Source organism: Psychromonas sp. 14N.309.X.WAT.B.A12 (genome assembly GCF_030397575.1).
Taxonomy (GTDB): Bacteria; Pseudomonadota; Gammaproteobacteria; order Enterobacterales; family Psychromonadaceae; genus Psychromonas.
In genome coordinates, this window is sequence record NZ_JAPNXS010000003.1 from 351390 (window position 1) to 359866 (window position 8477).

Sequence of the window (8477 nt, forward strand, 5' to 3'; positions counted from 1 at the left end):
TTAGCTTGAGATAATAACTCCATTACATTTTTGTCAATGGAGTTATGATGAAACATTCCCTATCTAAATTATCCCTGATTGGTAGTTCCCTGTTACTCACTGCCTGTGTGACTTCTTCGCCGACTGGGCGTAATCAAGTTTTGTTATTTGATGGTTCGGAAATGGCAACATTGGGAGCTAATTCCTTTGAAGAAATAAAAAAACAGGAAACCATTAATCAAGACCCTGCTGTTAATGCCTATGTCCAGTGTGTGAGTAAGCAGATAACCGATACTTTGGGGGCCCAACCTGATTTTGATGAATGGGAAGTAGTGGTTTTCGACAGTGAACAGGTTAATGCCTTTGCTTTACCTGGTGGAAAAATCGGTGTCTACACAGGGTTGTTATCTGTGGCCAAAACTCAGGATCAGCTTGCGACAGTAATTGGCCATGAAATAGCTCATGTACAAGCAAATCATTCTAATGAACGTTTATCCTCAAGCCAAATAACAGGTATTGGAACCTCTGCTATTGGCGTTGCTGTTAGCGGCAGTGAATACTCAGAAATAGGCTTAGCAGCATTAGGTTTAGGCGTTCAATATGGCATTACTATGCCTTATGGAAGAGCTCAAGAGTCGGAAGCAGATATTGTAGGTTTACACTTAATGAGCGAAGCGGGTTTTGACCCATTACAAAGTGTAGAGTTATGGAAGAATATGGCCATTGCGTCGGGTGGGGCAGAACCGATGGAGTTTTTATCAACCCATCCTTCAAATACAACTCGCATTAATGATTTACAAAGTGAATTGAAGAATCTTAAACAAACGAGTTTTGAAGCGCCTAACTGTCGTGCTTAATGACACTTGTAGTGTAATGCAAACAAAAATGCCGAATCAATTGATTCGGCATTTTTAATTAAAACGTTAAATTAAAGGTTAGATAGAATTGCATCTACCGATGCTTTTGCATCACCTAATAACATTTCAGAGTTCTCATTAAAGAACAGTGGGTTTTGTACGCCAGCGTAACCAGCACCCATCGAACGTTTAAAGACAACTACTTTTTCAGCTTCCCAAACATTAAGCACTGGCATACCTGAAATCGGTGTACCTGGCTCATTTGCTGCAGGGTTAACGGTATCATTTGCACCAATAACTAATACTACATCAGTTTCAGGGAAATCTTCGTTGATTTCATCCATCTCTAATACAATATCGTAAGGTACTTTTGATTCAGCAAGTAATACATTCATGTGGCCTGGTAAACGACCTGCAACTGGGTGAATACCAAAACGTACGTTTTTGCCTTTAGCACGTAATTGTTTAGTAATTTCAGCAACAGGATATTGTGCTTGTGCAACAGCCATACCGTAACCCGGTACGATGATGATGTTTTTAGCCGCTTTTAAAGACTCTGCAACTTGTTGTGCCGTTGTTTCTGTATGCTCACCGTACTCTTGGTCGCCTTGTGCAAATTCTTCGTTACCAAAACCACCTAAGATTACGCTTACAAATGAACGGTTCATTGCTTTACACATGATGTAAGAAAGAATCGCACCACTTGAACCTACTAAAGCACCTGTGATGATCAGTAAGTCATTTGCTAGCATGAAACCAGTTGCTGCCGCAGCCCAACCCGAGTAAGAGTTAAGCATTGATACTACTACTGGCATATCTGCACCACCAATAGAAGCCACTAAATGCCAACCGAATGCTAAAGCAATTACAGTCATAATGATAAGTGCTGTTAAGCCTAAATCACCGCTAACAAAAGCAACTAATAGAAGTGCTGCTGCAGTTACTGCTGCAATGTTGATCCAGTTTTTACCAGGTAGAGATAGTGCTGCACTGTTTACTTTACCGCTTAGTTTACCGTATGCAACGATAGAACCAGTGAAAGTAACTGCACCAATAAAGATACCTAAGAACACTTCAACATCGTGAATAGTTTGCGCAGCTGGTGCTAAAACAGCATGATCTAAGTATGAGTTGAAACCAATGAAGGTTGCAGCCAAACCAACGAAGCTGTGTAAAATAGCGATTAGCTCAGGCATTGAAGTCATTTCAACTTTTAATGCTAAACGTACACCGATACCAGCACCAACAGCCATTGCGATAGTGATGTAACCTAAGCCACTCACTTGTGAGCTAGCAATAGTTGCACCGATCGCGATGACCATACCGATAATACCGAATAGGTTACCGCGTTTTGCACTTTCTTGGCTGCTTAAGCCGTTAAGGCTACCAATGAATAGGATAGCCGAGATGATGTACGCAGCTGTAATTAATCCTTGAGACATGTTTATTTATCCTTCTGGAACATTTTCAACATACGGTGTGTAACGGTAAAGCCGCCCACTATGTTGATGGTTGCAATAAGAATTGCAATCGTTGAAAGAGCTGTGACCACGTTATTGTCACTACCAACTTGCAGTAGTGCACCGATAATGATGATGCCACTGATTGCGTTTGTTACACTCATTAAAGGTGTATGTAGTGAATGTGCAACATTCCAAACTACACCGTAACCAACAATACATGCCAGTATAAATACAGTGAAGTGTGCTAGGAAGTCTGTTGGTGCAACACTTGCTAACCAACCAAATAGACCAGCAGCAACAACAGCAGCAGCAGGTTTAATCCATTTGTTTGGTTCTTTTTCTTCTACAACTTCTTCTACTTTTTCTTCCGCTTTTGGCGTAGGTGCAGCACTTACGTTAATTGCTGGTGGTGGCCAAGAAATTTCACCTTCTTTAACAACCGTTGCGCCACGGATAACTTCATCTTCGAAGTCGATGTCAATTTGACCATCTTTGTTTTTACAAAGCAGTTTCATCAAGTTAACTAGGTTTGTTGCGTATAGTTGGCTTGATTGTGTTGGTAAACGACTTGGTAAGTCGGTGTAACCTATGATTTTAACGCCATTTTCAGTTTCAAACACTTGGTCTTTTACTGTTAATGCTGCGTTACCGCCAGCCGCTGCTGCTAAATCAACGATAACACTACCTGGTTTCATTGATTTGATCATGTCTTCAGAAATGATCTTAGGCGCTGGTTTACCTGGAATAAGTGCTGTTGTAATGATGATATCAACATCTTTAGCTTGCTCAGCCATCATTTCAGCTTGCGCTTTTTGATAACCTTCACTCATTGTTTTAGCGTAACCAGTGGTACTTACTTCTGTTTCCTCAACGTAATCTACTTCAAGGAATTCACCGCCCATACTTTCAATTTGTTCTTTTACTTCAGGGCGAGTATCGAATGCTCGAACGATTGCGCCTAGACTACCAGCAGCACCAAGTGCAGCTAGACCGGCAACACCAGCACCAACGATCAACACTTTAGCTGGTGGAACTTTACCCGCAGCAGTGATTTGACCTGTGAAGAAACGACCGAATTGGTTCGCAGCTTCAATAACAGCACGGTAACCTGCAATATTAGCCATTGAACTAAGCGCATCTAATGCCTGCGCACGAGAAGTACGAGGAACACTATCCATCGCGATAACGCTGATCTTTTTAGCTTCTAGTTGTTTTAATAGTTCTGGATTTTGAGCTGGCCAAATAAAGCTAACTAATGTTGCGCCTTCTTTGATTAATTGAATTTCTGCTTGAGTCGGAGCATTAACTTTAAAGATAATATCTGATTGTAAGACAGCTTCAGCTTCAGTGCTAATTTCAGCACCCGCTTCTTGGTAAGATGAATCAGAAAAGCTTGCCGCTGATCCTGCGTTTTGTTCTACAAGAAAGGTGAAACCTTGTTTAATTAATAGTGCAACAGTACTAGGTGTTGCCGCTACGCGGTTTTCATTTTCTTGGATCTCTCTAGGTATACCTATCTGCATAGTAATTCCATGATCGCTTATTGTTAAAGATTGTTATCGAAGTTTATTTTGGGTGTCATTTAAAAAATGCAGCTGACACAAATCACCTGCATTTTTTAAATAGCGCTAACACCACAAAGCCAAGATAACGCGTTTGATTGTTTTATAAACTTGTCGATTAATTGTGTATTACGACAATTTTCAGCAAGTTAAAGCTTAGTGAAAAATAAGGGCGAACGCTACCATTTTAAGGTTCTTTACATAGTTTTTATGCAACATAAAGGTTACTTAATATAACCATTGATAATAAGCAACCTTAATTGTAAATCTAATGTTAATAAATAAAGGCAAAAGGTTAATTTTCATGTTTGTTTGTTAAATTTATAAAAAAGGTGGCGGGCATTCAAAACTAACACGTAATTCTGTAGAGGGGTGAGTAATAGTGATGCTCGCAGCATGTAATGCTAAGCGATTTGGTGAATATTGTTTACCAAATTCAGTCGCATAGAACTCGTCGCCAACAATAGAATGACCTAATTGTTGCATATGTACACGTAACTGATGAGTTCTCCCTGTTAACGGAGTTAATTTGACTAGGGTAGTTTGTTTTTCTCTTTTAACCACTTGCCATTCAGTTTGGGAGCTTTTTCCTTGTTCAAAGTCAACGATTTGACGAGGCCTATTTTCCCAATCACAACGTAAAGGTAAGTCGATTAATCCACTGTCTTCTTTAATAATCCCTTCAACGCGTGCAAAGTAGGTTTTATCGATGACTTTTTGTTGAAACTGACGTCCCATGTGGCTTTGTGCTGATTTGCGTAAAGCTAAGATAATAATGCCAGAAGTGGCCATATCCAATCTGTGTACAACACAAGCTTCAGGCCATACACGCAATACTCGTAATGCCAAACTGTCTTTATGCCAAGGGTCTCTACCTGGAACGCTTAATAATCCAGAAGGCTTATTTAATACAACAATATCCTGATCCTGATGAATAATATTTAAATAAGGGGACATTGGTGGGTTATAGACAAAATTTGGCATAAATAGTTACCGTTGTAGTGAACTGTAAAAGGCTACCAGAAAATTCTAATAGCCTTTATTTGTTGATATTAGATTATGTATGAGTAGAAACGATGAAACGGATTGCATCTAATTTCAGTTGTGTATTATCTAAAATCTGCTCGAAGTTACTTTGTTGATCACGAATATGTTGGATCTCTTCTTCACGAATATTAGGGTTAACAGCTTTTAATGCTAATAAACGATCTCTTTCTTGTTGTAGCGTATGTTGCATATTTTGTTTCGCTTCATCAAGAATGTCTGCCATTAACGTTTGTGCGGTAGGCAGAGATTGCTTAATTAGTTGATGGATTAGGGCTTGAGAAGCATTCGCTACTTTACGACTAATATGGCGATTGATTGGGGTTAACTGGCGATCAAAGCTATCAAAAGTTACATTTTCACCCAAGTTTTTAGCATTTTTGTCTAATAACAGGCGGATTGGTGTTGTTGGCAAGAAGCGACTTAATTGTGCATTATCAGTATTTAGTGCTTCAACAACATAGATTAACTCAAGGAATGTTGAGGCTGCTGGTAATGAGTTATTTTTTAAGATGGCAACAGAAGTCGTACCGGTATCTGAGCTTAATACCATCTCCATACCATGGCTGATTAATGGGTGTTCCCAAGTTAAGTAGGAGACATCGTCGCGACTTAATGCTGTTTGGCGGTCAAATGTCACTGTAACGCCTTCTTCTGGTAAGCCTGGGTAATCACTTGCCAACATATTACTAGTAGGTTTTAAGATTAAGCACTGATCGCTGCTGTCTTCTTGTTGCACGCCTAACACATCAAACATCTGTAGTGCAAAACCAGTGAAGTGCGGTAATTGATCAATTTCTGTTATGTCATCAAGCAAATTACTATTTTGTAAAACACCACTAGAGTTAATTTCTAATAACTTATCTCTACCTTGTTCTAAGTTAGCTTTAAGTTCTGAGTTTAATGCAGCAGTACGTTTGATTAATTGACCTAGTTGATCTTGGGCGTTATCGCCGGTAGCTAATAAATTAATTAGTTCATCTTTCACTGATTCATAGACAGTATGTCCAGTAGGGGTGGTTTGTGTGAAAGCAGATAGACCTTGTTCATACCATTGTTGTAAAAACTCCTGAGAGGTGTCTTTAAGATAAGGGGTGTAAATTTGGATATCACAACGCTGTCCAATACGATCTAAACGTCCAATACGCTGCTCAAGCAGATCTGGGTTAATTGGAAGATCGAATAAGACTAGGTGGTGAGAAAACTGGAAGTTACGACCTTCAGAACCAATCTCAGAACAAACCATAACCTGTGCACCATCTTCTACTTGTGCAAAATATGCTGCCGCTTTATCACGCTCAATGAGCGATAAGCCTTCGTGGAAAACAGCTGCTTTGATCGCTTCACGTGTACGTAATGCTTCTTCAATTGCTAAAGCTGTTTGAGCTTGAGCGGCAATGATCAGAATTTTTTCATTTTTATTCTGTTGTACAAGGTCAATGATCCAGCTGATACGTGGATCAAAAGCACACCAAGAATTATCTGTAGATGCTTCAAATGCTTGATAGATTTGCTCTGGGTAAAGTGCAGAGAATGCTTGTTGCTCCAAATTACCAACAGGCATCATTTTTGATACCTTCAGTGCTGTTTTATATTGTTCTGGTAACGTTAACGCGACTGATTTCAATAAACGTTTAGGAAAGCCTTTAATCGCAGAACGGGTATTTCTGAATAATAAACGGCCTGTACCATGTCTATCTAGTAAGCCACGGATCAATTCACGTTGTGCCACTTGTTGCTGCTCTGGGTCAACGGTAATATCTGAAATGGTTTTAAGTAGTGGCTCTACATCTTGTTCTGATAAAAGTTCAGTAATACTGTTTTTGGCTTCATCTGTTAAGAACTTACCATCAAGTAGCTGGTTAACAGCTTCAACAACGGGTTTATAACCTGCTTCTTCGTTTACAAAAGCTTGGTAATCATAAAAACGATTTGGATCAAGTAAACGTAAACGTGCGAAATGACTTTCGTGGCCTAATTGATCTGGTGTTGCCGTCAACAATAATACACCTGGAACTTCATTTGCTAACTTTTCAATTGCATTATATTGTGGACTTGGCTTTTCTTTATCCCAAATTAAATGATGTGCTTCATCTACAATCATCAGATCCCAAGTTGCTAGCAGTGCATTTTTTAAATGCTTTTGTTTACGAAGTAGATCAATACTGCATAAAACAAGTTGCTCAGTATCAAAAGGGTTAACTGCATCTAAATAAGCTTCCTCACAACGTGATTCGTCAAAAATACTAAAGTGCAAGTTAAAGCGACGTAGCATTTCTACTAGCCATTGATGCTGTAAATTTTCAGGTAAAACAATCAATACACGTTTAGCACGACCGGTAATTAATTGTTGATGCATAATCAGGCCTGCTTCAATAGTTTTACCTAATCCCACTTCATCTGCTAATAAAATACGTGGAGCATGGCGTTGACCTACTTCTTCCGCAATATAAAACTGATGCGGAATAAGGTCGACACGTGCACCTAATAAACCACGTAAATGAGAACGTTGTTGTTCATGCTGATTTAATAAAGATTTATAACGTAATACAAAGCGATCAAACTTATCAATTTGACCTGCAAATAATTTATCTTGAGGTTTATTAAACTTAATAAAGTTATTAAGAAAGGTTTCTCTTAACTGGGTTTCTTCACCGGTATCTTTACGTGTACCGATATAAGTAATGATATTTTCGTTTTCTTCTATATCTGTTACTAATAAAGACCAATCAGCATGGCTTAATACTTCATCTCCAATATTGAAGCGTACACGTGTTACTGGTGCTTCTTCTATCGAATAAAGGCGTTGCTCACCTGAAGCTGCAAATAACAGCGTTAACATACGTCCTTCTATTGCGACTACTGTACCTAAACCTAACTCTGATTCAGCGTCACTAATCCAACGCTGGCCTAACGAAAATGTCATAAAAACTCACTCATTAATTGTAACTAAACAAAACTTAATAGCAGAAAAGGCGCGTATGTTACCTAAATCCTATTCAAAGGTACTAGTGATAAATCTAATAAATAGATAAAAATAAAAATAGCATATAAATGAAGGATAATAGATGGTTTGTATGTTAATTAAGCAAACGAATTTAAATTGTAAATAATCGCAATAAAACGCTTGCCAATGAGATCTTAATCCCTATAATGCGCACCCACAGACACGGGACGGAACGCAAGTTACCCAGCGAGTTTGAGAACAAAATAAGGTTAACGATTCAAACTTAGGTTTGAAATTAAGTTTTGCCGAATGGCAATTTTTCATGTTTTAAAAAGATTAATTATCTTTTTGAAAACATTAAATAAAAGACCTTGACATTGTTCGAAAGGCGCGTAATATACGCCGCCTAGCCGAAAGGCACGCTCTTTAACAATTTAATCAAACAATCTGTGTGAGCACTTATTGTTGATGTGATTTCAAAAAAATCAAAGTCCTACTTGTTAGGCAACATCAATAGAAGTGACACACGAATTAATTCATTAATTCAGAATAACATTGTACTTAGGTACATAGTTTTAGTCAGTAATATTGAGTCGCAACTTAGGTTGCAAATTAAACTTTAAAT

Annotated in this window: 5 protein-coding genes; 1 reads left to right on the top strand and 4 read right to left on the bottom strand. The window is 38.5% G+C overall.

Annotation, left to right across the window (positions count from 1 at the left end; genetic code table 11):
• Positions 1-44: 44 nt before the first annotated feature.
• Complete coding sequence (locus tag OW492_RS06455) at positions 45-836, top strand: M48 family metallopeptidase (RefSeq protein WP_290039108.1); 792 nt, start codon at positions 45-47, stop codon at positions 834-836.
• A 71-nt stretch (positions 837-907) separates the two neighbouring features.
• On the opposite strand, the gene pntB is transcribed toward OW492_RS06455, so the two are convergent.
• The 4 genes from pntB to rapA form a co-directional block, all read right to left on the bottom strand.
• A complete protein-coding gene (pntB, locus tag OW492_RS06460; RefSeq protein WP_290039109.1) occupies positions 908-2278 on the bottom strand; it encodes a Re/Si-specific NAD(P)(+) transhydrogenase subunit beta in 1371 nt (456 codons plus the stop codon).
• 2 nt (positions 2279-2280) lie between these two features.
• Positions 2281-3822 carry a Re/Si-specific NAD(P)(+) transhydrogenase subunit alpha gene (locus OW492_RS06465; protein ID WP_290039110.1) on the bottom strand — a complete coding sequence of 514 codons (1542 nt, stop codon included), beginning with the start codon at positions 3820-3822 and terminating at the stop codon, positions 2281-2283.
• Between the two features lie 360 nt (positions 3823-4182).
• Positions 4183-4845, bottom strand: a complete 663-nt coding sequence (locus OW492_RS06470; RefSeq protein WP_290039111.1) for an RluA family pseudouridine synthase — start codon at positions 4843-4845, stop codon at positions 4183-4185.
• Positions 4846-4918: 73 nt separating this feature from the next.
• Positions 4919-7831, bottom strand: a complete 2913-nt coding sequence (gene rapA, locus OW492_RS06475; protein WP_290039112.1) for an RNA polymerase-associated protein RapA — start codon at positions 7829-7831, stop codon at positions 4919-4921.
• Positions 7832-8477 lie beyond the last annotated feature (646 nt).

Coding starts and splice junctions, on each gene's coding strand:
- OW492_RS06455 (WP_290039108.1), top strand. CDS start 45: ATGATGAAACATTCCCTATCTAAATTATCCCTGATTGGTAGTTCCCTG.
- pntB (WP_290039109.1), bottom strand. CDS start 2,278: ATGTCTCAAGGATTAATTACAGCTGCGTACATCATCTCGGCTATCCTA.
- OW492_RS06465 (WP_290039110.1), bottom strand. CDS start 3,822: ATGCAGATAGGTATACCTAGAGAGATCCAAGAAAATGAAAACCGCGTA.
- OW492_RS06470 (WP_290039111.1), bottom strand. CDS start 4,845: ATGCCAAATTTTGTCTATAACCCACCAATGTCCCCTTATTTAAATATT.
- rapA (WP_290039112.1), bottom strand. CDS start 7,831: ATGACATTTTCGTTAGGCCAGCGTTGGATTAGTGACGCTGAATCAGAG.